Below are 23,530 nucleotides of genomic sequence, written 5' to 3'. Positions count from 1 at the left end.
GGGCGGGAAAAGGCTTGTCTGATGCGTCTCTTCCAAAAAATGCACTGACCAGAACACCACAAAAAACGTTCATATACAAAATAAAAAAGGATAGCAGAAGTCATGATCAAGGGCAAATGGATTCTGTTTTGTTTGTGTATTCTTCTTTCTCTGCAGGCCCATGCCGCACTGCCGGACCGGGAAACTCCCGTTGTCCTTGCGGTACGCAGTGTGGCACCGGCTGTGGTCAATATCAGTGCGGCCTACACGGAAACCCGGCACAGAAGGGGCTTTGGCGACCCTTTTTTTGATGAGTTCTTCAGGGATTTTTTTGAGGGCAGTCCGGGGATGCGCCAGCAGCGAACCAGCCTTGGCTCCGGTGTCATTATTGACGGAGAAAGGGGTTATGTGCTGACCAATGCCCATGTGGTGGCAAGGGGAGAAACCATTACCGTGACCCTTGAAAACGGCAGCGAGCTTCCTGCCCTGCTTGTGGGAGCGGATACGGAAAGCGACCTTGCCGTTCTCCGCATTGAAAGCGATACTGCCCTGCCCCAGGCCCCTATGGGAGTCAGCCACGATCTCATGATCGGTGAAACGGTAATCGCCATTGGCAATCCCTTTGGATTTTCCCATACCGTCACCACAGGGGTGATCAGTGCCACCAACCGGCATGTGCGCAGCAACCGTCAGGTTTTCAAACGTTTCATCCAGACCGATGCCTCCATCAATCCCGGCAACTCCGGAGGCCCCCTCCTGAATATCCGGGGAGAGCTTATTGGTATCAACACGGCCATCCATGCCAGGGCGCAGGGCATCGGCTTTGCCATTCCCATTGACAGGGCAAGGAGAATCGCAAAGGACCTCATTGAACACGGCATGGTGATTCCCCTCTGGGCCGGACTCAGGATACAGGAGATGGACAGGGGCCTTGCGGATTATCTTGGTAAGGGAGAGGTGCAGGGCCTTCTGGTCCGGGAGGTGGAAAAGGACTCTCCCGCCTCAGGGGCAGGCATACGCCCGGGGGATGTGCTGGCTGCCATGGACGGCCAGCCAGTGACAAAAATTACAGACTACAGGGAGCATCTGGAAATGCTGATGCCGGAAACCCCTGTCCGTCTGGATCTGCTGCGAAAGGGAAGATCCCTCACCCTCTCCATGACCCCCCGGTCTTTCCCCATGGAAAGGGCAGCAGCCCTGCCGGAAAAGCTCATGGGCATTCAGGCTGCCGAACAGCCGGGAACGCCCCATGGCGTTGTGCTGACAGAGGTCCGGAAAAACAGTGCGCTGGATCGTGCCGGTGTCCGGCCCGGCGACCGTATCCGGAGTCTGGGAGAGAGGGAAATCACAAGCCTTTCCGACCTCCATGCCGCCCTGATCCGGCATCGTATGGACAGGGAAGTCTCCCTGCGTATACAGCGGGGAAACCGGATATATACCTTAACCCTGCCACTGGAATCCTGAAAAAGTAAACAGGGACCGCTCCCCTGCCACGATCAGGCAGGGGCGTTCAGTGAGGCCACGCATACGGCCCAGCCCCTGTCCAGTTCGTACCGGGATTCAGAAAAACCGCTGGCCTTCAGCGCATCCATCACCATGGGAACTTTTTCTTCAATGATGCCGGAGAGGATGACCCGACCTCCCGGCCGCAGCACCCTGCCGATGTCGGGAATCAGAATGACCACCACTTCCGCAAGGATATTGGCCACCACCAGATCAAAGGGACCCTGGGCTTTCTCCGCAAGATTGCCCACAAAAAGATCCCGTTTTTCCGGGCCAAAGCCGTTGAGGGAAAGATTGGCCGCAGCCACCTCAATGGCAACAGAATCGTTATCGACTCCCACAAGCCTTCCTGCTCCAAGGGCGCCAGCAGCCATGAGAAGAATGCCGGAGCCTGTGCCCACATCCAGCACCGCATCACCGGGACGGATCAGCGCCTCAATTTTTTGTATGCAAAGGGAGGTGGTGGGGTGGGTTCCCGTGCCAAAGGCCATACCGGGATCAATCTCCAGCACAATGTCATCCCCTTCGGGTTCATAGCTGCGCCAGGTGGGTTTTACGACAATGCGTCTGCCGATTTTTTCCGGCCAGAAAAAAGCCTTCCAGCTTTCGGCCCAGTCTTCCTCGTCAATTTCAGCACTCTGGCTGCGGAGACTGAAGCCAAAGGCAAGGGCCAGTTCAGAGGCCTCTTTCACAATGGCATCCATGCGTTTTTCTGCGTCCCCGTTTTTGGGGATATAGCCGGTCACCGCAGGGAACTCCGGCTTTGGCAGGGCATCATCCCCCCATCCTTCCTCGGGTTCCAGATCCGGCTGGTCAATGCTGACACCACTGATGCCATGGTCTGCGAAAACCGCTGCCAGAAGATCTTCCATCATGGCCGGGTTTTCACCTTCAAAAATGATTTTAAGGGCTATCCACTTCATTCTTCAGCTTTCATAAGGGGTTGTTTATACAGCCTTCGGATCGGCCGTAGCCATTTTTTCAAAACAAAGGCCGCAGCAGGCTTTAAGGCCCCTACCTCTATACTTCCCCTGCAAAAAAATCCATAGCCTTTCATTCCGGGTATTGATCAATCCGGTTTTATCTGAAAAAGAGAGCGGAGAAAGCCTCTGTGGGCCCATAAAAAAGCTGGCGAACGCCCTTAGGTCAACGGAAACCCCAATTATATACAGGACAAAAGAATGGCATCCTTTCCCATAACCCTCCGTGAACGCTGCCACACACTTGCGGAAAATCCCCGTTTCAAAAATTTCATCATTGCCATGATCATTCTCAATGCCATTGTCATTGGCATGGAAACCTATCCCTCCCTCTACCTTTCTTTTCAGAAGGGGTTTTACCTCATTGAAAAAATATTCATTATTATTTTCACCATAGAAATCCTCATACGCATAGCCGGATCCCGGCCCTGTTACGGGTTTTTTAAGGATGGCTGGAATCTTTTTGATTTTTTCATTGTGGCCAGCAGCCTTGTCCTTGCCGGAGGCCATTTTGTATCTGTGCTGCGTATCCTGCGCATTCTCAGGGTGCTGCGTACCATTTCCATCATTCCCTCCCTGCAGCGTATGATAGGTGCGCTTCTGGCAACCATCCCGGCCATGGGGAACATTGCCTTTCTGCTGGGACTGCTTTTTTATGTATTCTCCGTGATGGGAACGATTTTTTTTGGCAGCATCAGCCCGGAATACTTCGGCTCCATGCATGTCACCCTGCTCACCCTCTTTCAGGTGGTCACACTGGAATCCTGGGCCAGCGGCGTAATGCGCCCCCTGCTTGGGGAAAGCCCCTGGGCCTGGCTTTACTTTGTATCCTTTATCCTCATGGGAACCTTCATTGTCATCAATCTTTTTATCGGGGTGATTGTGAATAATATGCAGGAGTCTCAGGCTCAGGAACAGGAATGTACCCGCCAGCTTGAGGCAGAAGCCCTGAAACAGGAGCTTGCGGAAATGAAAGCCCTGCTTCTGGAGCTGAACAGAAAGGTTTCCTCTGGATCCGGGAGATAGGTATCATCCTCCCCCCATGGGCATAAGAAACAAAAAAAGGTTCAGGTGCTTTTTTAATGATGCACCGGAACCTTTTTTATTTTTAATTATAAAACAAAGACTACTTGATGGCCATGAGCTCCTTGCTCAGAAGACGGATATGGCCCATTTCTTCCTTGATGATGGCATCCAGACGCTCTTTGCCCTTGCCTGCGGGGACCAGCTCTTTCATGCCCAGATAAAAGACGATGGAATCCTTTTCGGCAACAATGGCTTCCTTGAGGATTTCCTTAAGGCTGGAAGTATCAATGGTCTTCTGGAAAAATACGCGGGTATCCGCAAGGGCCTTGAGGTAAAGAAGCGTTTCATTTTCAGGATCAAATACGGTTTTAGCCTTCTCATCTTCGGAGAGGCTGCGCTTCATTTCCGTAAAGGTGTTTTCGTGATCCACTTCCATTTCAGCCAGCTTGAGAAGAAATTCCTTTTCTTCGGGCTTCTGTACACCTTCTGCCGCATTTCTGTAAAATTTGGTGCCATTCTGCTCGATCTGAATTGCCATCTGGAAAATTTCATCCGCATTAAAATCAAAGGCCATTTTTTTTACCTTTCCTTGGAAGTCTGTTCTCCCTGCGGGAGAAAGTTTTTAAATTATAAAAATGGATTTTAAGGATCATCCCGATTTTCCATTATCGCTGCTGTATGGGTATGGTGAAAAATTAAGGTGAACTATGTCAGCATGGTCATGGTGTTTGTCAATACAAAAAAGTTTCTTTTTCTATACACACCCTTCAGGAGGCCCCTTTACCTTCCTGCATCATAAGGCATTCCGCATCCCATTCAGGGCAGGCATCTGCCCGGGCAGTCTCATATTTAATCATACACTCATGGCAGTCCAGCTCCACATTGGGGAGATCGCCAAAGCGTTGCTGAATTTCTTCCCTGGAAAGGGTGGTAAGATTGCTGCACCCGCACTGGGGGCAGGCCATTTTAACCTTGTAGCGCCTGTTTTCTTTTTCTGTCATGGCATATCTCCTTGTCTGGCTGGGTGGATAAGTAAAGACGGAAAAATTCCGGTGAAAACATTTTTTGATAAATGCACAAAAGGTGCCAGTGTATGAAAAACTTTCTGCTCTTTTTCAGCCACAGGAATCCGGACCGTAAAAACCATTCGCAGGGGCAGGCCTCCACCCCTGCCCCCATTAAAATATCCGCCCGCACCATAATCCATCGGACCTGCAGGCTGTGGCTGAGAGAGTCAGCCATCAGAATAAATCAGGACCGCAGAACGACCTTGTTAAAAATCAAAGTAATTATTCAGCACAGTTTTCCAAGTACCATAGCTGCAAGACAGACGCACAGGCCCCAGGCTATTTGCCCGTGACGCAATCTTATTCGGGATCTTCTTGCCCTGTGCGGAAGCGGCAAAAACTCCCCGCCACAGGCAGGATAAGCTTTTTGATTACCATGGTAGGCTTTGGCACGCTGCCTTTGTGGCGGCTCAGACAGTTTTCCGCTTCTTTCGCACAGGTCTGCAAAGCTCTGATCCGAAACGATTGCAATGTCACTTGCAAATAGCCACGGAGCCTTGCAACAGTACAAAGCTGCTGCAACTACAGCATTGGCAGTTCAAAATAAACTGTGCTGAACAGTTACAAATCAAAAAGACCTGTTTTTGGAATACAGAAGTGTTTCACAATTCCTTTAGCCGGACATGGGGCTTTGTTTCTTCCCCAGCACTTTTTGCGCTGAAAAAAAGGACTTCCAACAGAACAATATACGCCAGCAGCCCCACAAGGGCAAAAAAGGGTGAAAAGTATCCCATGGGGGCCAGAACAAGCACGGTGAGCCAGTGGGTCAGAATCAGGGTTCTGGAGTGCAGTTTGATGGGAAAGTCCTCGTAGCGCATGATCACCACAAGACCGCTGAGGTTCCATCCGTAAAGGGATGCGAAACTGTGCATTTTTAAAAGAATTTTCCCGTTTTCATAGGTATAGTAGGGTGTCATCTCCAGAAGAATGTAGGCAATGCCGCTGATGCCTGTAAATACCAGAAAAAGCATGCCCGAGGTAAGAAAGGCCTTCTGCTGGGCCTGCATGGGATCCTGAAGAAAAAGAATAAGAATGAGGAGGACCGCCCCGAAAAGTATCAGGGATATGACCAGCTGAAGGGAAGGCCATTCAAACAGGATGAAAATAAAAAAAATAATGACACCGAGATTGACGGACCAGAAGCCGATGTTTTTTAAAACCCGCGTCATCCGCACCCGGTTATCCCCGATAATCTGAAACATCACACTCATGGTGATAAGGGATACGGGAAAGGAAAAACCCAGAAAAAAGGTGTTCAGGGTCAGCTTTTCCATGGAAACCCAGTTGCCGTAGCTTTCGTTGAACATGACCAGAACGGAAATGGCAAGGCCCGAGGAAAGGCATAGCAGGGCTGCCTGATGGAATTTTTTTTCCACGGGTACCCTGTCCTTAAAAAAATCCAAAGGAAAAAAAGAGAAGTTCCGTATGCGTTCGGATTCCACCAGAATGGCCAGCATAAGGGCACAGAGCATGGCAGGGATGTAGCTTTCCAGAAAGGCGGAAAGGGCAAAGAGAAGGCTCAGGCATAGAAAAACCGGCAGCAGAATACCCATGGGCTCTGGCAGGTTTCTTCGGGTATGAAAAAGGATGAGTCCGCCACCGGCACAGAGATTAAAAAGAAAAATGTGCAGGCGTTCAAAATCAAAGGGGATGGTTTCCTTTGGGATGAAAAGGTGGAAAAAGCCAAAGGCCATGGCCAGAATCATGAGAACGGTGAAACTGCGCTTGTAAAAAAGGGACATGGAAGATTCCTTGGCGGCGAGGTTTATCCCTTGCCCGTCAGCATGGGCAGGGCACTTTTCAGGTCCGGATAACGAAAGCGGAAGCCTGCGGCTTCCAGTTTGAAAGGGTAAGCCCTTGTACTGCTCATCAGCACCTCTTTACCCATTTCCCCCAGACAAAGCTGCAAAAGGGAAGGGGGCAGCCGCATCCCCGCGGGTCTTTTGAGGGTAGATGCCAGCGTATCTGCAAAGGCAGATGCCTGCAAGGGCTTTGGTGCCGTGAGATTCACAGGTCCGGATACTTTTTCGGTATGAAGCAGAAAACGGATGGCCCGCACCAGATCTTCCATGGCAATCCAGCTCATCCAGGCCCGGCCCCGGCCGATGGTGCCCCCCAGCCCCATGGAAAAAAGGGGATAGAGCCGGGCAAGGGCTCCGCCTCTGGGTGTCAAACCGATGCCGATGCGCAGACAGACCACACGACAGAAATCCTGTGCCTGCAGGGCTTCTTCCTCCCACATGCGGCAGACACGGGCAAGAAAGCCCTGCCCGCTGGTATCTGCTTCGCTTAAAATACGGTCTTTTCTGTGTCCGTAATACCCGATGGCAGAGGCTGAAATAAAGATTTTTGGCGGATGGGATGCTTTTTTTATGGCCTGCACAAGAAAACGGGTTCCCTGAATACGGCTTTGGAGAATGCGGCGTTTTTTTTCTTCTGTCCATGTATCTTCGCCGATGGGCTCTCCCCCAAGGTGCAGCACCGCATCCACCCCATCCATGATGCCGGGGTCGGCACAGCCCTTTTCCGGATTCCAGAAGCGGGTGCCGGAAAGTCCCCTTTGGCGGACAAGGGGAATCCCCCGGTGCCCCGCCGTTGTCAGGGCAGGGATGAGGCTTTCTGCCACCAGACCGGAGCTTCCGCTCATCAGAATGGTCATGGGCCGGGGCAGGGGTGCGGAAAGATCATCTTCCAGCACATGCTGCCGCCAGTCAAACAGCCTCTGAAGTTTCTGCTTTACCCTTTCCCCTGCAAAAAAATTACCCACCGGACCCGCTGGCAGGGCAAAGCGCAGCAGGTCTTCCATGCGGCAGCCTGCTGCATCCGGATGAAAATAATGGGAATGCTCCCAGAAGGCAAAGGGTCCCTTTGTCTGTATGTCCTTAAAAAAAAAGGGAGCGCTTACTTCCGGGTAGCATCCTTTCCAGGGAAGGGAGAGGGGACCAAGGGGAATACGCATGGAAACGTTTCCACCGGTTTTCAGCCCGTCCTGCTGGCTGACGGATGCGGGCATGGCCCAGGGCGGGCTCAGGCGCAGCAGGGCATCCTTTCGGCTATGCCAGTCAAAAACCTTTTCCGGAGAAAGGGGCAGCCGGATTTCCCGGCGGAGTTCATGTAAAATCATGGGAGGTTTTTCCCTTTTGTGCAGAAGCTCTGTAGCTGAGCTTTGGGGCTTCCATAACCACCAGTGTATCCGGAGGAACGGATTCCGTCAGCCAGACGTTACCACCGATGACACTGCGGGTGCCGATCACCGTATCTCCGCCAAGGATGGTGGTGCCGGAATAGATGATGACGTCATCTTCTATGGTGGGATGCCTTTTTTTGCCCTTGAGCCGGTTGCCCGCATCCGGTGGCAGGGAGAGGGCACCAAGGGTAACCCCTTGATAGATCCTCACATTGTTCCCTATCCGGGTGGTTTCTCCGATCACAACCCCTGTGCCGTGGTCAATGGCAAAACGCTCACCGATGGTGGCACCGGGGTGGATGTCAATGCCTGTCACACTGTGGGCATATTCACTCATGATTCTGGGTATGAAAGGAACCTCGTCTTTGTAAAGGATGTTGGCGACCCGGTGTACGGCAATGGCAAAAATACCGGGATAGGAAAAGATGATCTCATCATGGCTGGATGCCGCAGGATCTCCGTCATAGGCCGCACTCACGTCCGTTGCAAGGATACGCCGCAGATCCGGAATGGCCCGGAACAGCTTTGTGGCGGTCTCGTAGCCCTGATCACTGCAGTGGCTGCAGGGTTTGTCGTAGCGAAAACAGTCATGGCGAAGGCTGTGGATGATCTGCTGGGCCATGGTATCAAAAAGCCTTGATACACTGTGGCCGATTTTATAGCGGAGGTTGGTGGCATCCAGGCTTTCCCTGCTGAAATATCCGGGGAAAATCAGCTTTTGCAGGGCATGGACAATGGAAACCACCTCCTGTCTGGAAGGGATGGGCTCATGGTTGATGTGGGTAAAGCTGCCCGGTTCTTCGCAGGAGCGTATGATGGCTTCTGTTATTTCAGGTATTTCTTCCCGATAGCCAAGGGAGGCGCCGGGCTCGGACTTGCAGCGTTTTTCTTTGTCTAAGAGCATGGTCTCGTTCCTGTCCACATAAAAGATGTACTGAAAGCTGCCCGTTCTGGCTTTTAAACTAACCCCTCTTTTAAAGGGATGCAAGGGGAGGACTTGTCTTGGAAGGCAGCCTTGTGTATTCTGTTTTATAAACAAGTATCTTCAATCAGCACCGCAGATGTTCCTCTTTCCTTCAGGGTGGGCCGTACAGGCAGCCCTGCTCAGCAGAGACCGTTGCTATGTTTACTGAACGGAGGGGCACCTTTACTCCCCCCTCAAAAAAAGACTTGTTTTCCATTTACATACAGGAGGTCTTCCATGGCTCTTTCCCGTTTATCCCTGATGGTAAAAATCATACTTCTCTGCGGTATCAGTATGACATTGCTCTGCGCTCTTTTTTTTTCCGTGTATGCATGGAATTTCCGTTCAAAAACCGTAGAGGCTTTTGTGGAAAAGGCCAGAGCAATCTGTCTTATGGCTGAATCCGTGCGTGAGGCCATGGATGACAAGTGGGAAAAGGGTATGTTTTCCGTTGAAATTCTGAATGAATTTTCGAAAAAACCGGAAGGGATGGCAGCCGTTCTTGGTGCGGTACCCGTGGTGACAGCCTGGGAGGCGGCGATGAAAAAAGCAGAGTCCGGCGGATATACTTTCAGGGTTCCCAAATTTTCACCGAGAAATCCTGAAAACATGCCCGATTATGGAAGTACGTCCACTGTGGAAGCCGATGTGCTGCGCAAACTGGCCCGGGAAGATCTTTCGGAATATTATCTTGTTGATGAAGCAATAAATGCGGTCCGATATTTTCTGCCAGTCAGACTTTCCGCAACATGTCTTTACTGCCACGGAGATCCTGAGCGCTCCTATGAATACTGGGGGCGTGGGGATGGGCTGGATATTACGGGAGGCTCCATGGAAGGCTGGCAGGAAGGACAAATGCATGGTGCCTTTCAGGTCATCCAGTCTCTGGATGAGGCAGATGTGGAAGTCCGGAGGAATCTTTTGGCAGCGGCTTTTTTTGCGCTGACAGGTATCGGTCTGGCAATTTCAGGTTTTGCTCTTCTTGTGCACCGGGGGGTTTCTTCTCCAGTGGCACGGATTGTTCAGGATCTTAAAAATGGCGTCTCTCAGGTTGCCGAAGGTTCCGGAGAGGTTTCAAACTCCAGCCAGAGCCTGGCTGAAGGAGCTTCGAGTCAGGCCGCATCCATTGAACAAACGGCAGCCTCTCTGGAAGAAATGGCTTCTCAGGTGGCAAGAACAGCAGAAAATGCAAGAAAAGCGGATTCTCTGATGAAGTCCGTAGGCGAAGAAATGCATCACTCAGAAGCAGCCATGCAGGATCTTCAGGAAGCCATGGATGCCATTTCCCGTGTGGGAGGTGAAGCTTCAGAAATAGTCGGTTCCATTGATGCCATTGCTTTTCAGACCAACCTGCTTTCCCTGAATGCGGCTGTGGAAGCTGCCCGTGCCGGAGAAGCCGGGGCAGGTTTTGCTGTTGTGGCAGGTGAGGTCCGTCGTCTGGCCCTTAAGGCTGCGCAGGCTTCCCGTGATTCCGGAGAGCTGATCGGTGAAATCCAGAAGCGGGTAGAAAAAGGAAGTCAGGTCACGAAAACAGCAGGAGACGCCTTTACCCGGGTAAGCGGACAGGCACATATGGTGGGGGGGCTTCTGGGAGAAATTGCAGGGGCGGCATCGGAACAGGCCGATGGTATTTCTCAGATCAACCGGGCTGTTGCCGCCATGGAATCTGTTGTCCAGAATGCAGCAGCGATTTCTGAAGAGTCCGCCAGTGCAGCAGAAGAAATGAATGCGCAGGCTAATTTTATGACCCTTGTGGTCCGTGATCTCCAGGAGCTTGTTAACGGGAAAAAATAATTTGATGCAAATGCTTGTAACCTTTTCCCGTACAGGCCTCTCGTAAGGAAATATTCACCCATTTCATGTGCCTGGAGGTAAAAATGAAAAAAAAGAATTGCATATGGCTGCTGGCCTTTGTGCTGGCCATGACAGCACCGGGCTGGGCTGCTGCCCCTGTGAGCACGGCGGATCACAGCCGCTTTGAGCAGTTGAAAAAAGAGTTTGCATCCGGTCCGGAGGTGACACAGGCCTGTCTGAGCTGCCACAATGAGGCGGGAAGCCAGTTTATGGAAACCATCCACTGGACCTGGATCTGTCCGGAATCCGGGGATGGAAAACTGGGAAAGGCAGGGCTTTCCATGAACAACTACTGCATCAGTATCCCCGAAAACGAAGCCCGCTGTACTTCCTGCCATGCAGGCTACGGCTGGAAGGATGATTCCTTTGATTTTTCAAAGGAGGAAAACATTGACTGTCTGGTTTGCCATGAACAGACGGGAACCTATAAAAAATACCCCACGGCTGCGGGAAACCCTGTGACAAAACCCACCCGCTTTCCGGCCACGGGCGAGCTGTTTGAGCCGCCGGACTGGAACGCCGTAGCCCAGAGTGTGGCAAAACCTGAAAGGGCAAACTGCGGCACCTGTCATTTTTACGGGGGCGGTGGTGACGGGGTCAAGCACGGGGACCTGGACTCCTCTCTTTTTTATCCGCCACGGGAGCTGGATGTGCATATGTCCGAAGATGGCGGCGGTTTTGCCTGTGTGCGCTGTCACACCACCGTGGCCCACAGAATCAGTGGCCGCTGTTATCAGACACCTGCCGTGGAAGAACATAAAAGCCTGATCGAGGATGATCTGGCTTCCCGTATCAGCTGTATCGCCTGCCATGGCAACAGTCCCCATGCAGGCATTTCCAAGCTCAATGATCACACGGACAAGGTTGCCTGTCAGACCTGCCATATTCCCAGCTATGCCAGGGGCGGTGTGCCTACAAAAATGCTCTGGGACTGGTCCGAGGCTGGGAAGCTGAAGGATGGAAAACCCTATAAAGTACCGGGGGATCTGGGACGGCCTGTATATGACAGTCAGAAGGGAGTTTTTGAATGGGCGAAAAATGTTATTCCTGAGTATGCATGGTTTAAGGGCGTGATCCGCAATACTCTGGTTACGGATACCATTGATCCGGACACCGTCATTGGCGTGAATTATCTGGATACCAAACCACAGGATCCCAATGCAAGGATCTATCCCTTTAAAGTTCACAGGGGCATCCAGCCCTATGACGCAAAGCTGAACACCCTTGTTTTTCCAAAGCTTTTCGGGCCTAAGGGCAGTGGTGCCTACTGGTCGGATTTTGACTGGGTGACATCCATTGAAAAGGGCATGGCTTCAAGGGATCTTCCCTTCAGCGGAGAGGTAGGTTTTGTGGAAAGCACCTTCCTCTATCCCATTACCCACATGGTGGCGCCAAAGGATCAGGCCCTTTCCTGCAGCGACTGCCATATCCGCGAAGGCAGCCGCCTTGCAGGTATTTCAGGGGTGTATATTCCGGGCCGTGACAGCGGCGGTCCCCTGTCCGTGGGGGGATGGATTCTGACGGCTCTTGCCCTGATGGGCGTGGGGCTTCATGCCTGTCTCCGCATGGCAGGTCTGGGAGGGAAAAAATGAAAAAAATATACCTTTACACACGCTTTGAGCGTTTCTGGCACTGGGCTCAGGCCCTTCTCATCTGCGGGCTGTTATGGACGGGCTTTGCCGTCCATGGAGATCTGCCATGGCCGGATTTTTACAATGCCGTTATCTGGCACAACCGTCTGGGCATTGCCTGGCTGATTCTTTTTGCCTTTATTATATTCTGGGAAGCCACCACAGGGGAATGGCGGCACTATGTACCCACCACCCGGAAACTTTTTGCTGTGGCCCGCTACTACCTTCTGGGCATTTTTAAAGGAGAGTCCCATCCCGTTGCGAAAACCCCTGAGGCCAAGCATAACCCCCTGCAGCGTCTTACCTATCTTGGCGTTGCCCTTGTCATTGTTCCTGTTCAGGTGGTCACAGGGCTTTTGTACTGGACCTACAGTGACTGGCATATTGTCGGTTTTTCCATGGATCTTGGCCTTCTTGCCTTTGTACATGTGGCAGGGGCCTTCCTCTTTCTGATTTTCCTTGTGATTCATGTGTACATGATCACCACAGGACACACGCCCTTTGCCCATCTCAAGGCCATGATCACAGGATGGGAAGAAGTTGGCCATGGAGAAAAGGGTAGTAATCAGAAAAAGTAATGGCCACATGGATTCATGTGGCCTGACCACTGCCATTTTTCCCTGTTAATTCATTGGCCAGCATTTCCGCCTGTCTCAATACGGTTTCCGTGGCAAGCTTCTGCATGTCAGGCGGATATCCAAACTGGCGTAAAGTCCTTTTTACAATGACCTTGAGTTTGGCCTTTACGCTCTCTTTAAGGGTCCAGTCGATAGAGGCATTGGTCTTTACCTTTTCAAAGAGCACAACGGCAAGCTCCCGCAGTTTGTCCTGCTGCATCAGTTCTTTTGCGCTGTCGTTGCTGGCAACGGCGGTGTAGAAGGCGTATTCATAGTCACTCATGCCCATCTTTTCGGCCTCCTGATCGGATTGGACAATTTCCTTGCTGACCCGGATCAGCTCGTCCATCACTTCCGCTGCCGTGAGTATCTTGGCCTGATAACGCCGGATGGCATCCTCCAGCATTTCCATGAGCGTCCGGCTTTGCACGAGATTCTTTTTGGCCCGTGCCCTGATCTCATCATTGAGCAGTTTTTTCAGCACTTCCAGCGCAATATTTTTGTGCTCCCTGTTTTTAAGCTCCTGCAGAAACTCTTCGGACAGAATGGAAATATCGGGCTTTTTGATTCCTGCGGCATCGAACACATCAATGACCTGTTCCGAGACCAGCGCCTTGTCGATCACCTGCCGGATGGTGGATTCAATCTCCTCGTTGCTCCGTCCTGAACCCCTGCTGTCGAACTTGGCAAGCCGTGCCTTCACCGCCTGAAAAAAGGAAATTTCATCGCTCACATCCATGGCCTGCTCGTGGGGGATGGCGATGGCAAAGGCCTGGGAGAGGGCTGTGACCTGATCGATATAGCGTTTTTTGCCATCCTCCAGCCCCAGAATATGTTCTTCGGCAGCCAGAATCATGGAGAGCTTGCCCGAGGTGTCGGCCCCGAAATACTCTTCATAGGCAAAACCGTGGTACATGGCGGCCACCACTTCCATCTTTTCCAGCATCACCTGCACGGCCTGTTCCTGGGCCAGCATGGGATCACCCTTGCCTCCGGCATCGGCATAAAAGGAGAGGGCCTGTTTCAGATCCGAAGCAATGCCCAGATAATCCACCACCAGACCCGCAGGCTTGTCGCCGTACACCCGGTTAACCCGTGCAATGGCCTGCATCAGGTTGTGGCCCTTCATGGGTTTGTCGATGTAAAGGGTGTGCATGCAGGGCGCATCAAAGCCGGTGAGCCACATGTCCCGCACAATGACAAGCTTCAGTGCGTCATGGGGATCTTTCATGCGCTCGGCAAGGGTTCTGCGCTGCTCTTTGGTGGTGTGATGGCCGGAGAGCTTTGGCCCGTCCGAAGATGCCGCCGTCATCACAACCTTGATGGTTCCCCCGGTGAGATCGGAGGAATGCCAGTCTGGCCTCAGTTTGATAATCTCTTCATAGAGATCCGCCGCAATGCGCCGGGACATGGCCACAATCATGGCCTTGCCCAGAAACACTTCCTGTCGTTTTTCAAAATGGGCCACAATGTCCTGAGCCACATTGCGGATGCGCGGCTCCGCACCCACAAGGGCCTCCATCTTTGTCCATTTGGCCTTGGCCTTCTGGGTTTCTGTCAGCTCGTCCTGTTCCAGCTCATCATCCAGTTCGGCAATGAGTTCCCTGCCTTCCTCGCCTAAGGATACCCGCGCCAGACGGCTTTCGTAATAAATCTTTCTGGTGGCACCGTCTTCCACCGCCTGAGCAATATCATAGACATCCACATAATTGCCGAAGACCGCAGGGGTGTTGACATCGGTCTTTTCGATGGGGGTTCCGGTGAATCCAAGGTAGGTGGCATTGGGCAGGGCATCCCGCAGATACTTGGCAAAGCCATAGACAATCTTCTTGCCGATGATGTTGCCTTCTGCGTCCTTCTCATCCACGGTTTTGGCCTTAAAACCGTACTGGGTGCGGTGTGCCTCGTCGGCCACCACCACCACATTGCAGCGCCTGCTCAACTCTTCATAAACATTGCCTTCTTCCGGCTGGAACTTCTGGATGGTGGTGAAGATCACCCCGCCGGATGCCACCTTCAGGAGCCGTTTCAGCTCTTTGCGGTCATCCACCTGCACCGGCTCCTGCCGCAGCACCTGAGTACAGGCGGCAAAGGTATGGAAAAGCTGATCATCCAGATCGTTGCGGTCTGTGATGATGAGAACGGTGGGATTGTCCAGCGCCAGTACGATCTTGCCGGTATAGAACACCATGGAGAGGGACTTGCCGCTGCCCTGAGTATGCCAGACCACCCCGGCCTTGCGATCCCCCGGCGGCTGGCTGCCGACACTGGCCAGCCCGAAATTCTCCGGTGCTTCCGCCAGAGCCTCCGGGATTTCACTGGAAGCCCGCAGGGTGGAAGCTACCGCCGCATTCACGGCATAATACTGATGATAGGCCGCCAGCTTTTTCACCGTAGAAATGCTGATAATCCCCGTTGCCGGGTCTTCCTTTCCGGATTTTTCAAACACGATGAAATGGCGGAGCAGATCCAGCAGGGTTTCCTGGTTCAGCATCCCTTTGATCAGGGTTTCCAGCTGGCTGATCAGGGCGGATGCCTCCATCCTGCCATCCGCCGTTTTCCAGGCCATGAACCGGGAGAAATCCGCCGACAGGGAACCCACCCTTGCTTCCAGCCCGTCGGAGATCACCAGCATCCCGTTGTAGGTGAAAAGGGCGGGAATGGTCTCCTTGTAGGTCTGTAACTGCCTGTAGGCAGACAGGAGGGTGGCGTTTTCATCGGCGGCGTTTTTGAGTTCAATGACCACCAGCGGCAGGCCGTTGACAAAGAGAATCAGATCCGGCCGCCTGCTCTGGTGCCCCTGATTGCTGTGGTGGCCAACCACGGTGAACTGATTGAGAACGAGAAACTCGTTGTTTTGGGGGCTTGCAAAATCCACCAGCCACACCAGATCCCCCCGCTCGTTTCCCCTGTCCTGATAACTGACCTTAATGCCCTCGGTCAGCATACGGTGAAAGGCTTCGTTGCTGGCAATGGGCTCCGCTGCGCTGAGGCGCTGAATCCCTTTGATGGCCTCTTCCCGCACATCCAGAGGGAGGGCCGGGTTGATGCGGGCCACGGCCCTGCGAAGCCGCTCCAGCAAGAGCACATCCTCGAAACTCTCCCGCTCCGGGGTTTCTCCGTCCGGGGCAATGTCCGGGCCATGGAGGCAGTGATATCCGAGTTTTTCAAACAGACCCATGGCGAAGGTTTCTATTTCGGATTCGCTGATTTTAGAATTCATTATTTTTTTCCGTCTTGATCGTTACCGATCAGTTTTTTTACTTCCACGTCAAAGTCAGAGATGTACTCTCTGTCCTGTATGACCCGAAATTTATCGTATTCTGCCTCGGCTTTGATTTTTGCCTCCAATGCGGAAACTTTTCCTTTATCCGTGAGAATCGGATAATCTGATAAGGTCAGGAACCTGTCCAGAAACTGAACCCAGTCTTTCATATTGGTTACAATACCACGGCGCGCCCTGTTTTCGGCCAGATCGAGGTAGGCGGACACGATCCTTTGCAGTTCTTTAAGATGTTCTTCATTGAGATAGTTTTTGGCAATGATCACATCGGATTTCAGGATTTTCCCGATGGGGGCATTCTTCCAGTTTTTTAAACCCATAAAAATTTTCTGTGCATCGGCTTCGGTATAGATGATCTCTGCGGCGGTTTTACCCTGTATAGCCCAATGCATTTTGTTTTGTACCGTTGAGAAGAACTTTCTGGTGGTTTCATCGTTTCTGTCGTAATCAGCGGACAAGGCATAAATATCCGTGATTTTCTGATAGAGCCGTCGCTCACTCAGGCGGATTTCATGAATGCGCTCCAGCAGCTCATCAAAGTAATCCTGTCCAAAATGCCTGATCTGCTTCAGGCGTTCATCATCCATCACAAAACCCTTGAGGATGTATTCATGCAGGATCTCGGTTGCCCATTTCCTGAATTCTGTGGCGCGATGGGAATTGACCCGATACCCCACGGCAGTAATGGCTCGAAGGTTGTAGTAAAGAACCTGTCTTTCCTGAGTTTTACCTTTGACGGCACCGTGTTGGGTGGTGTGTGCAAAATTTGCACATACCACTTTTTCATCTAATTCACCTTCATGAAAAATATTTTTCAGATGCCTTGTGATAACACTGCGGTCTTTTTCAAACAGTTCAGCGATCTTTTTTTGTGTCAGCCATAGGGTTTCATTATAAAAAAAGACTTCTATGTTGATTTTACCCGTTTCCGTTTGAAAAATGACAAAGTTCTGAACTTTTTCCGGGAGATTGATATTGCTCATATTTCCACCCGCACTTCACCGCCCATGAGCTTGGGGAGGAGGGTGTCGCGGAGTTTTTTGAGGGTAAAGATTTGATTTTGATTGTTTTTATTTTTTTCTTCTGATTCAATTACAAATTTTTCAAATTCTAAAATTTTTTGATTTGGTGGAAGTCTAAAAGAATATGAGGAAATAGAAGAAGGTGAAGTATGTCTTATAGATGTTCCAGATGCACCGCTCAATATGAACCATTGATAATCTTCGGTTTTCATCAAATAGTAAAGAAAATATTTACATATTTCTTTTTTAAATAGAACCTTGCCAACTCGTTGGTTGTGTAAATACATATTATATGATGAAGTTTCAGGTACTAATGCAGGGTATCCTAAAGTATCCCCATTAACACTCAAATCAGTCATAGTGACAATCAAATCGCCTGTTTGAAAAATGTAATCTTTAGGAAATTCATCGCTTGTGTAATACTTAAATTTATCAAATTTAAAGCCACCACCAATTCTAAAATTACCAGGAGTAATCAAAATTAAATTAGTTGGTTCGGTAGAAATATTAGTTCCTTTAAACGCATAACCGTGTTTTACAGAAATATACTCTCCAAGTAAAACCTCCTCCCAATCCTCCTGCGCTTCTTCCACAAACCACTGCCGGAAGAGGGTTTCCGCCATGGCTTCGAGGGTTTTGTTCTGGCGGTGGAGCAGGTCGATTTTGTCGTCGAGGCAGGACAGCACCGAGGCGATGGCTTTTTGTTCGGGGAGGGGGGGTAAAAAAACAGGCATTTTTTTCAGAATGGCAGCTTTAATACCGAACACAGTTGTTCCTGAAGCTCGTGACTGTAACTCATATTGGCCTGTTTCACTTTGGAGGTAATACTTCAGGAAAGGATTATGCAAATAGGCTTTATCTCCTCTGAGCGTGATAATTCGCTGTGCAAGCGCTACTTTTTTATCTTTAATGAGTGCAACTTCGCCAAGTGGTGCTTCGGTAGTCAAAACTACATCGTTAACTTCAGGAAGACCTCTTGTCATCCAAGAGTCGTAATCTTTCTCAGCAATAAATTCGTTAGGTTCAAGAATTCTGCCATATTTTACAATTTTTGCAGTTACTAAAGGAATACCCGCTTCCGTTTTTTTTGGGGTCTTTCCTCTATAATCTATGAACTTATCTATTACATCTTCAAGAATGTACTCTCTCCAATCCCTTCCCCCCCTCCTAAAAATCACAACCCCCTTCCAATCAATGTGCTTTCTGAGGCCCTCATTGGTGATGGTCGGATAGGCTACAAAATCAAACATAAAGGGCAGGTAGCTGTCTTCTTCAATACAGAATTTCATTTTTGCGGCAAGGGCAAAGGTCACCCCTTCACCCTGAAGGGCAATGTCCACATCCGAGGCTTCCCGGAAGGTTCCCAGAGCGCGGGAGCCGAAGAGTACGGCGGTTTTCACTTCCGGGTATTGGGCAATGAAAGCGGTAATTTCTTCCAGCTGTTTTTCACTGAGTCCGTATTTCATACTTTGTCCTTCAGATCTTCCCGGAGTCTGCGGGCCAGAGGAAAAAATTCCTGGGCAATGAAGGTCACGGTCTCCTGCAGGATGGCTTGGTGACAGGCTTTTTCAAAATTATTGAACCGCTGCTTCCATCTGATATCGTTGTTCATACCTTCACCCTCTTTAAATTCTCCGCAATCAGGGCATTCAGCCTTGCCTCTTCCTGCAACTGGGCCTCAAATTCTTCCTTGAGCCGGGTGAAGCGTTCCTTGAAATCGAAATCGTCCTCCTCATCGGCAAGGCCCACATAGCGCCCCGGTGTGAGCACATAATCCAGCTCCCGCACCCTTTCGATGGAGGCTGCGTTGCAAAAGCCCTTCACATCTTCATAGTCACCGTCCGGGTTGCGCCAGTTGTGATAGGTGCGGGCAATGGTGGCAATGTCTTCCGCTGAAAATTCTTTGGTGCGGCGGTTGATGAGGTGGCCAAGGTTGCGGGCATCGATGAAGAGGATTTCACCTGCGCGGTTGCGAAAGCTCCCGTTGCTTTTGTTGCGGCTGAGAAACCAGAGGCAGGCGGGAATCTGGGTGTTCAGAAAGAGCTTGGCGGGCAGGTTGACAATGCAGTCCACCAGACCGGCTTCGATCAGGGCTTTCCGGATTTCGCCCTCTCCGGAGCTTTTGGAGGTGAGGGAACCCTTGGCCAGCACGAAACCGGCCTGACCTTTCGGGTTGAGGTGATAGAGGAAGTGCTGAATCCAGGCATAGTTGGCATTGCCCGTGGGCGGAACCCCGTGTTGCCAGCGGCCATCTGTGCGCAGCAGATCCCCGCTCCAGTCGCTGTCGTTGAAGGGCGGGTTGGCGATGACGTAATCGGCCTTCAGGTCTTTGTGGGCATCATTGAGAAAGGAGCCTTCGTTGTTCCATTTCACCTGAGAGCTGTCCAGATGACGGATGGCAAGGTTCATCTTGGCCAGTCGCCATGTGGTCTGGTTGCTCTCCTGTCCGTAAATGGAGATGTCGTCGATCTTGCCCTGATGGCCGATGATAAATTTTTCAGACTGCACAAACATGCCGCCGGAGCCGCAGCAGGGGTCCAGCACACGGCCCCTGTAAGGCTCCAGCATTTCCACCAGCAGCTCGACCACGCTGCGGGGGGTGTAGAACTGGCCGCCCTTTTTGCCTTCGGCAAGGGCAAATTCTCCGAGGAAATATTCAAACACATGGCCGAGGAGATCCGCACTGCGGGCCTTGGCACTGGCAAGGGCAATGTTGCCGATGAGATCAATGAGTCCGCCCAGACTGGTGGGGTCGAGATTGCCCCGTGCGAACACCTTGGGCAGCACGTCCCGAAGCGAGGGGTTTTCCTTTTCTATGGCATCCATGGCGGCATCCACGGTTCTGCCGATGTCCGGCTGCTTTGCCTGAGTGAGCAGGTAGGACCATCGGGCCGTCTCCGGAACAAAGAAGACGTTCTCCGCCTTGTACTCGTCCTTGTCTTCCGGGTCGGCCCCGGCATAATCGCCTTCACCGCTCTGGAGCTTTTCGTACAGGGCATCAAAGGCATCGGAAATGTATTTGAGGAAGATCAGCCCCAGCACGATGTGCTTGTATTCTGCCGCATCAATATTTTTTCGCAGCTTGTCCGCCGCCTTCCACATCTGTTTTTCTATGGGTTCTTCCTGTTTGGGTGCTGCTTTTCTTGCCATGGTCTTCCTTATTATGCGTAGAACCGGGTAGGGGTGGGGGGGTGTCTGGTTAACACATGGTTACGGGGCACCCTGAGCACAGCGGAACATATCATTTGCAACCAAAGTGTTGGGAAAATTTAATCAGAATTCACAAGACTGTTGAATATTCTTTTACTTCTTGCCCTTAGAAATATTTCTGTGTTCTTTGCATATTCAAGATACTCATCAACACTTTGGGGCAGCGGTGAACCAGAAAAACCATCAAATGGAAGATGAAATTTTACCGATGAAATATCTTCATTTACCAAGTCTTGAAAGAGAAAGAAATTGATGTAACCCTTAAAATCATTAAAAAGTGTGAAAAAATTTTCGTACCTGTTAAAAGTATCTGTTAAAGGAGTGGCTTCCCCTTCATAGAAAAGACGGATGCACTCCAAGGTGAGATCAAATCGATCTTTAATCTTTGCATTGACACCCCTTGCCTGATTTATAGTCATTTTACCATTGACCTGTTTCGATGGAAAAAGTGTGTATGCCGCAATTTTGCAACCTTGATTAAAAATATTTTCAGCAACATCAGGGACTTTAGCTGCAATCTTTGAAAGTCTTTTAGTGTTCTTATATGAATGTGTTATCGCATCACTTCCAAGATAAAATTCACCCAGTTGTGATCTATGGTAAAGATAACCTTTTTCTTCGAGAATAAATTCTGAGCCATCTGGCAAAGACTTAGACCAAAGTTTCCTGTGATATTTTTTTAGGGTTTTACTGTAGGCATCAATATCTTTGTTTATCGGTGTATCATATCTAAAATCAAAATTAACATCGATATCTATTGTCATTTTTTCAATTTCCCAAGTTATTTCCCTGATCCATACAAGCACCACATTTTTAAAATCCGAGAATACAGAAGCACCCAAAAACAGCTTTTCCAGCCAGATGCCCCGCCTTTCATGGCAAGTTTTTTTGTACTACCACTTTTCCTGTCCAGTCTGTCTATTTTTCAGACTTTTGAGGCCAGCTCAATTGTTGCGACAGTGTCGCAACTGTTTGCTGTTCCGGATCTGTTTTTCTATGGGTTCTTCCTGTTTGGGGGCTGCTTTTCTTGCCATGGTCTTCCTTATTATGCGTAGAACCGGGTGGGGTTGAGGCTTATCTGTAGTTATTGACTCAGCTTTGAGCTTGCAATGCGATTAAGGCTTACACCTGACTCAGCAGCTTGTATGGCAAGTTTTCTATGAATATCAGGGGGGATGCGGACCATAAACTTACCACTAAAATTTTTGGTTGCTATTGGCTCCGGTATAGACTCCGAATTATTGACCATGTCTAATAAGACATCAGCTACAAGCTTGCGAATGCCTTTTAGTGTCTTTTCCGGACTATCCGCCAGCCAGCTTAAACCTGGGAATTCTGCACACAAGCCGACATATTCATTATCATCTTCGGACCATGTAACACGGTATGTATATTTATCATTTTTTTGTGCCATGACTGACACCCATTTTTTCTATTGCCAAAAGCACCTGTTTCACCTGATAAGCCCGGATTCCATCAGATTTTCTTGAACTGCACCAAATCAGAAATAGTTTGACATTGTTACCGAATGTCGCCGTAAAGCTCCTGGCCTTAGCCATGGGAGGGTTCAGTGTTTCAGTCATTTTTTATCAAAAAAACAATCTTTTTTATTGAATCTGCTTGACTGAATATCGGAAACCAGCTCTTCCAATGAAGGGGTTCCGAGCAGCTTGTCTCTTTCTTTTGTATAATCACCGTACCCGGTTTCTGTCTGTTGGAGAAATCGTATCATTCCTGTAAGTCCCATATGTCTGCTTAATATTTCTATTCCTGTCTGTCTTATTTCCTGTTGCGTCATAGTTTGTACATTCATTATATAACCTCCTGTAACCAGGTCAGAGGATTTTCAACTCTGGTATTTGTCAGCCCACTTTTTCTTTTTACAGCTCTTACAAGCCTGTCATCTGTTGACAGAAAGACATCCACCCCTCCCTGTTCCGCACAGGCAATATGAAGCGCATCATATGCTTTGATTCCGAGTTCATGTTGTAATTCTCCTGCCCGAATATATGTTTCCTGTACGACAGGTATGAACACGGATGCCCCCTGAACAAGTAAGAACAGACGGCTTTTTCTCTCATTATCAAATGTCCGGCTTATTTCATAATTGACAACTCCGCTGGAAACAAGAGACCATTCCCCTGATTCCACATGCCTCAGTATCGCTATAACAGCCTCAGATTCCAAACGGATTCTATCCTGAGTTTGATTATCATACGGACGGTTGAGGCAGCAGACATCAAAATATATCTTCATTATTATATCCTAAAAAGCAACCCACGCCGTTTTACGGCGTTTTGTCATAAGGTAACTTTTGAAGTTACTCAGAAGCGGAAAAGACTTTTGCCGTCCGGGACCGGCTGGAGTCGCTGAATCCAATGCCCGTATAACGTAGCAATTCAGCGGCACAGCTTTTTGTGCTCCGTTGCAAAAGCCTTGTTAAGGAACAGTAATTTTTAATCAATCTCTCTGATTTCTGTAAGAAGATTGATACCTTGCAAAATCTGAAGAATACGGTTTTTTGATAAGGTTCCAATTTTTTCAGACAAGTCACTTTTATTTACGGTAAAAATCTGTGAGATATTGACTACACTTTTTTTAGGCAGATTTGCCTCTCCTTTTTTTAATAATACGTTGCCGGGTGCATCGGCTCTATTAACATTCGATGTGAGAGCGCAAACAACAACCGTATGAATCCTGCTGCGGTTAAAAAGGTTGTTTTGAATGACGACATGGGGATGACGATACCCCGGTTCTGATCCGCCTGGGGAATCGAAATCTATCCAGAAAATATCCCCTTGATTGATTACCATTGATCTTTAACCAAATTATAATGGCGGGAAGCCATTTTTGTCACTGTGGGGTCGGGTTCTATTGTGTCTTCATATGCCTGATTAATTGACTTAAGAAGCTCTAAATTTTTATGCCTTTCTATAAACTCTTTAGCGGCCATAGAAAACAATTGGCTCCTTGAAATTTTTAAATCTTTTGCAAGGATATCCATTTTTTCAAAAATTGGTTTTTCTATTGATATCGCTGTTTTAATATTTGGCATTTTGTCACCTCCATCGATAATGAAAAGTATAACCAATGGTATAACCGGTGTCAATGCGCAGAGTTTTGCTTATTGCCAGGCAACAATTTTTTGCCCTCATCCGTACAACCCCCACCTTTTTTAAAAACCCTCACCCGACAAGGAGTTCCATC

General features: G+C 49.8%; 22 protein-coding genes. 5 read left to right on the top strand and 17 right to left on the bottom strand.

All coding sequences use genetic code 11. From position 1 onward, the window contains the following. Nucleotides 1-102: 102 nt before the first annotated feature. On the top strand, nucleotides 103-1,443 hold the full coding sequence (locus tag LZ24_RS03130; protein WP_144682251.1) for a trypsin-like peptidase domain-containing protein: 1,341 nt from the start codon (nucleotides 103-105) through the stop codon (nucleotides 1,441-1,443). Nucleotides 1,444-1,475: 32 nt separating this feature from the next. On the opposite strand, the gene prmA is transcribed toward LZ24_RS03130, so the two are convergent. Next, nucleotides 1,476-2,405, bottom strand: a complete 930-nt coding sequence (prmA, locus tag LZ24_RS03125) for a 50S ribosomal protein L11 methyltransferase (protein ID WP_144682249.1) — start codon at nucleotides 2,403-2,405, stop codon at nucleotides 1,476-1,478. A gap of 258 nt (nucleotides 2,406-2,663) precedes the next feature. Here prmA and LZ24_RS03120 point away from each other — a divergent pair, with 258 nt between their 5' ends. After that, nucleotides 2,664-3,488, top strand: a complete 825-nt coding sequence (locus LZ24_RS03120) for an ion transporter (RefSeq protein WP_144682247.1) — start codon at nucleotides 2,664-2,666, stop codon at nucleotides 3,486-3,488. A 100-nt stretch (nucleotides 3,489-3,588) separates the two neighbouring features. On the opposite strand, the gene LZ24_RS03115 is transcribed toward LZ24_RS03120, so the two are convergent. The 5 genes from LZ24_RS03115 to epsC all read right to left on the bottom strand — a co-directional run bounded on the left by LZ24_RS03115 (nucleotide 3,589) and on the right by epsC (nucleotide 8,646). After that, entirely contained in the window at nucleotides 3,589-4,062 is a 474-nt protein-coding gene (locus tag LZ24_RS03115; protein WP_144682246.1) for a ferritin-like domain-containing protein, read from the bottom strand. A gap of 193 nt (nucleotides 4,063-4,255) precedes the next feature. Then, nucleotides 4,256-4,489 (bottom strand): hypothetical protein, encoded by a 234-nt coding sequence (locus LZ24_RS03110; RefSeq protein ID WP_144682244.1) that lies wholly within the window; start codon nucleotides 4,487-4,489, stop codon nucleotides 4,256-4,258. A gap of 668 nt (nucleotides 4,490-5,157) precedes the next feature. Further along, nucleotides 5,158-6,297 (bottom strand): hypothetical protein, encoded by a 1,140-nt coding sequence (locus LZ24_RS03105; protein WP_144682242.1) that lies wholly within the window; start codon nucleotides 6,295-6,297, stop codon nucleotides 5,158-5,160. 23 nt (nucleotides 6,298-6,320) lie between these two features. Further along, complete coding sequence (locus tag LZ24_RS03100) at nucleotides 6,321-7,679, bottom strand: TIGR01777 family oxidoreductase (RefSeq protein WP_144682240.1); 1,359 nt, start codon at nucleotides 7,677-7,679, stop codon at nucleotides 6,321-6,323. Then, nucleotides 7,666-8,646, bottom strand: a complete 981-nt coding sequence (epsC, locus tag LZ24_RS03095) for a serine O-acetyltransferase EpsC (RefSeq protein ID WP_144682238.1) — start codon at nucleotides 8,644-8,646, stop codon at nucleotides 7,666-7,668. The genes LZ24_RS03100 and epsC overlap by 14 nt, the downstream gene beginning before the upstream one ends. Nucleotides 8,647-8,943: 297 nt before the next feature. On the opposite strand from epsC, the gene LZ24_RS03090 reads away from it, so the two are divergent. The 3 genes from LZ24_RS03090 to LZ24_RS03080 all read left to right on the top strand — a co-directional run bounded on the left by LZ24_RS03090 (nucleotide 8,944) and on the right by LZ24_RS03080 (nucleotide 12,769). Beyond that, on the top strand, nucleotides 8,944-10,500 hold the full coding sequence (locus tag LZ24_RS03090) for a methyl-accepting chemotaxis protein (RefSeq protein WP_186442899.1): 1,557 nt from the start codon (nucleotides 8,944-8,946) through the stop codon (nucleotides 10,498-10,500). 83 nt (nucleotides 10,501-10,583) lie between these two features. Continuing rightward, nucleotides 10,584-12,152, top strand: coding sequence for a tetrathionate reductase family octaheme c-type cytochrome (locus tag LZ24_RS03085; RefSeq protein ID WP_144682235.1), 1,569 nt, complete (start codon nucleotides 10,584-10,586; stop codon nucleotides 12,150-12,152). Continuing rightward, nucleotides 12,149-12,769 carry a cytochrome b/b6 domain-containing protein gene (locus LZ24_RS03080; protein ID WP_144682233.1) on the top strand — a complete coding sequence of 207 codons (621 nt, stop codon included), beginning with the start codon at nucleotides 12,149-12,151 and terminating at the stop codon, nucleotides 12,767-12,769. Before LZ24_RS03085 ends, LZ24_RS03080 begins: the two co-directional genes overlap by 4 nt. A gap of 13 nt (nucleotides 12,770-12,782) precedes the next feature. Here the strand turns inward: LZ24_RS03080 and LZ24_RS03075 are convergent, their stop codons facing one another. From LZ24_RS03075 to LZ24_RS03030, 11 genes are all read right to left on the bottom strand, one after another. After that, nucleotides 12,783-16,031 (bottom strand): type I restriction endonuclease subunit R, encoded by a 3,249-nt coding sequence (locus tag LZ24_RS03075; RefSeq protein ID WP_144682231.1) that lies wholly within the window; start codon nucleotides 16,029-16,031, stop codon nucleotides 12,783-12,785. Beyond that, nucleotides 16,031-17,074, bottom strand: a complete 1,044-nt coding sequence (locus tag LZ24_RS03070) for a virulence RhuM family protein (protein ID WP_144682229.1) — start codon at nucleotides 17,072-17,074, stop codon at nucleotides 16,031-16,033. The genes LZ24_RS03075 and LZ24_RS03070 overlap by 1 nt, the downstream gene beginning before the upstream one ends. Beyond that, nucleotides 17,071-18,579: a restriction endonuclease subunit S gene (locus LZ24_RS03065; RefSeq protein WP_144682227.1), complete on the bottom strand. Its 1,509-nt coding sequence runs from the start codon at nucleotides 18,577-18,579 to the stop codon at nucleotides 17,071-17,073. Before LZ24_RS03065 ends, LZ24_RS03070 begins: the two co-directional genes overlap by 4 nt. Further along, on the bottom strand, nucleotides 18,576-18,725 hold the full coding sequence (locus LZ24_RS17095) for a hypothetical protein (protein WP_186442898.1): 150 nt from the start codon (nucleotides 18,723-18,725) through the stop codon (nucleotides 18,576-18,578). The genes LZ24_RS03065 and LZ24_RS17095 overlap by 4 nt, the downstream gene beginning before the upstream one ends. After that, nucleotides 18,722-20,263 carry a type I restriction-modification system subunit M gene (locus LZ24_RS03060; RefSeq protein ID WP_144682225.1) on the bottom strand — a complete coding sequence of 514 codons (1,542 nt, stop codon included), beginning with the start codon at nucleotides 20,261-20,263 and terminating at the stop codon, nucleotides 18,722-18,724. The genes LZ24_RS17095 and LZ24_RS03060 overlap by 4 nt, the downstream gene beginning before the upstream one ends. A 119-nt stretch (nucleotides 20,264-20,382) precedes the next feature. Further along, nucleotides 20,383-21,165, bottom strand: a complete 783-nt coding sequence (locus LZ24_RS03055; protein ID WP_222427510.1) for a DUF6994 family protein — start codon at nucleotides 21,163-21,165, stop codon at nucleotides 20,383-20,385. A gap of 242 nt (nucleotides 21,166-21,407) precedes the next feature. Beyond that, nucleotides 21,408-21,737 (bottom strand): type II toxin-antitoxin system HicB family antitoxin, encoded by a 330-nt coding sequence (locus LZ24_RS03050; protein WP_144682223.1) that lies wholly within the window; start codon nucleotides 21,735-21,737, stop codon nucleotides 21,408-21,410. A 165-nt stretch (nucleotides 21,738-21,902) separates the two neighbouring features. Further along, nucleotides 21,903-22,136 (bottom strand): hypothetical protein, encoded by a 234-nt coding sequence (locus LZ24_RS03045; RefSeq protein WP_144682221.1) that lies wholly within the window; start codon nucleotides 22,134-22,136, stop codon nucleotides 21,903-21,905. Beyond that, the gene (locus LZ24_RS03040) at nucleotides 22,136-22,579 is read right to left on the bottom strand and encodes a PIN domain-containing protein (RefSeq protein ID WP_144682219.1); all 444 of its coding nucleotides are present in this window, start codon (nucleotides 22,577-22,579) and stop codon (nucleotides 22,136-22,138) included. Before LZ24_RS03040 ends, LZ24_RS03045 begins: the two co-directional genes overlap by 1 nt. A gap of 200 nt (nucleotides 22,580-22,779) precedes the next feature. Beyond that, the gene (locus LZ24_RS03035; protein WP_144682217.1) at nucleotides 22,780-23,136 is read right to left on the bottom strand and encodes a type II toxin-antitoxin system PemK/MazF family toxin; all 357 of its coding nucleotides are present in this window, start codon (nucleotides 23,134-23,136) and stop codon (nucleotides 22,780-22,782) included. Then, nucleotides 23,130-23,378 carry a CopG family transcriptional regulator gene (locus LZ24_RS03030; protein ID WP_144682215.1) on the bottom strand — a complete coding sequence of 83 codons (249 nt, stop codon included), beginning with the start codon at nucleotides 23,376-23,378 and terminating at the stop codon, nucleotides 23,130-23,132. Before LZ24_RS03030 ends, LZ24_RS03035 begins: the two co-directional genes overlap by 7 nt. Nucleotides 23,379-23,530 lie beyond the last annotated feature (152 nt).

Source organism: Desulfobotulus alkaliphilus, from assembly GCF_007830435.1.
Lineage (GTDB): Bacteria > Desulfobacterota > Desulfobacteria > Desulfobacterales > ASO4-4 > Desulfobotulus > Desulfobotulus alkaliphilus.
This window is presented reverse-complemented; position numbering and strand designations above follow the sequence as displayed.

Coding starts and splice junctions, on each gene's coding strand:
- LZ24_RS03130 (WP_144682251.1), top strand. CDS start 103: ATGATCAAGGGCAAATGGATTCTGTTTTGTTTGTGTATTCTTCTTTCT.
- prmA (WP_144682249.1), bottom strand. CDS start 2,405: ATGAAGTGGATAGCCCTTAAAATCATTTTTGAAGGTGAAAACCCGGCC.
- LZ24_RS03120 (WP_144682247.1), top strand. CDS start 2,664: ATGGCATCCTTTCCCATAACCCTCCGTGAACGCTGCCACACACTTGCG.
- LZ24_RS03115 (WP_144682246.1), bottom strand. CDS start 4,062: ATGGCCTTTGATTTTAATGCGGATGAAATTTTCCAGATGGCAATTCAG.
- LZ24_RS03110 (WP_144682244.1), bottom strand. CDS start 4,489: ATGACAGAAAAAGAAAACAGGCGCTACAAGGTTAAAATGGCCTGCCCC.
- LZ24_RS03105 (WP_144682242.1), bottom strand. CDS start 6,297: ATGTCCCTTTTTTACAAGCGCAGTTTCACCGTTCTCATGATTCTGGCC.
- LZ24_RS03100 (WP_144682240.1), bottom strand. CDS start 7,679: ATGATTTTACATGAACTCCGCCGGGAAATCCGGCTGCCCCTTTCTCCG.
- epsC (WP_144682238.1), bottom strand. CDS start 8,646: ATGCTCTTAGACAAAGAAAAACGCTGCAAGTCCGAGCCCGGCGCCTCC.
- LZ24_RS03090 (WP_186442899.1), top strand. CDS start 8,944: ATGGCTCTTTCCCGTTTATCCCTGATGGTAAAAATCATACTTCTCTGC.
- LZ24_RS03085 (WP_144682235.1), top strand. CDS start 10,584: ATGAAAAAAAAGAATTGCATATGGCTGCTGGCCTTTGTGCTGGCCATG.
- LZ24_RS03080 (WP_144682233.1), top strand. CDS start 12,149: ATGAAAAAAATATACCTTTACACACGCTTTGAGCGTTTCTGGCACTGG.
- LZ24_RS03075 (WP_144682231.1), bottom strand. CDS start 16,031: ATGAATTCTAAAATCAGCGAATCCGAAATAGAAACCTTCGCCATGGGT.
- LZ24_RS03070 (WP_144682229.1), bottom strand. CDS start 17,074: ATGAGCAATATCAATCTCCCGGAAAAAGTTCAGAACTTTGTCATTTTT.
- LZ24_RS03065 (WP_144682227.1), bottom strand. CDS start 18,579: ATGAAATACGGACTCAGTGAAAAACAGCTGGAAGAAATTACCGCTTTC.
- LZ24_RS17095 (WP_186442898.1), bottom strand. CDS start 18,725: ATGAACAACGATATCAGATGGAAGCAGCGGTTCAATAATTTTGAAAAA.
- LZ24_RS03060 (WP_144682225.1), bottom strand. CDS start 20,263: ATGGCAAGAAAAGCAGCACCCAAACAGGAAGAACCCATAGAAAAACAG.
- LZ24_RS03050 (WP_144682223.1), bottom strand. CDS start 21,737: ATGGCACAAAAAAATGATAAATATACATACCGTGTTACATGGTCCGAA.
- LZ24_RS03045 (WP_144682221.1), bottom strand. CDS start 22,136: ATGAATGTACAAACTATGACGCAACAGGAAATAAGACAGACAGGAATA.
- LZ24_RS03040 (WP_144682219.1), bottom strand. CDS start 22,579: ATGAAGATATATTTTGATGTCTGCTGCCTCAACCGTCCGTATGATAAT.
- LZ24_RS03035 (WP_144682217.1), bottom strand. CDS start 23,136: ATGGTAATCAATCAAGGGGATATTTTCTGGATAGATTTCGATTCCCCA.
- LZ24_RS03030 (WP_144682215.1), bottom strand. CDS start 23,378: ATGCCAAATATTAAAACAGCGATATCAATAGAAAAACCAATTTTTGAA.